1 protein-coding gene is annotated in these 853 nt (G+C 68.0%); it reads left to right on the forward strand.

The window, feature by feature from the left end; genetic code table 11:
* A partial coding sequence (locus tag KUM32_RS38270) for a DNA gyrase C-terminal beta-propeller domain-containing protein (protein WP_302185243.1) occupies positions 1–853 on the forward strand: 853 nt, incomplete at both ends.

Consider the following 853-nt stretch of genomic DNA (forward strand, 5'->3'; position numbering starts at 1 on the left):
GTCCGGCGCACCCGTTACCGGCTGCGCAAGGCCGAGGAGCGGGCGCACATCCTGCGCGGCCTGCTCAAGGCGCTGGACGCGATCGACGAGGTCATCGCGCTGATCCGGCGCAGCGACACGGTGGACATCGCGCGTGAGGGCCTGATGGGGCTGCTCACCATCGACGAGATCCAGGCCAACGCGATCCTGGAGATGCAGCTCCGCCGGCTGGCCGCGCTGGAGCGGCAGAAGATCGTCGCCGAGCACGACGAGCTCCAGGCGAAGATCGACGAGTACAACGCGATCCTGGCCTCGCCCGAGCGGCAGCGGCAGATCATCAGCGAGGAACTGACCGCGCTGGTGGAGAAGTTCGGCGACGACCGGCGCAGCAAGCTGGTGCCCTTCGACGGCGACATGTCCATCGAGGACCTGATCGCCGAGGAGGACATCGTCGTCACGATCACCCGTGGCGGCTACGTCAAGCGCACCAAGACCGAGGACTACCGCTCGCAGAAACGCGGCGGCAAGGGCGTGCGGGGCACGAAGCTCAAGCAGGACGACATCGTCTCCCACTTCTTCGTCTCCACCACCCACCACTGGCTGCTGTTCTTCACCAACAAGGGCCGGGTCTACCGGGCCAAGGCGTACGAGCTGCCCGACGCCGGGCGCGAGGCGCGCGGCCAGCACGTCGCCAACCTGCTGGCCTTCCAGCCGGACGAGCAGATCGCCCGCATCCTGGCCATCCGGGACTACGAGGCGGCGCCGTACCTGGTCCTGGCCACCAAGGCCGGCCTGGTGAAGAAGACGGTGCTCAAGGACTACGACTCGCCGCGCTCCGGCGGTGTCATCGCCATCAACCTGCGGGAGACCGAGG

The sequence above is a fragment of the Streptomyces sp. AC627_RSS907 genome (assembly GCF_019049165.1).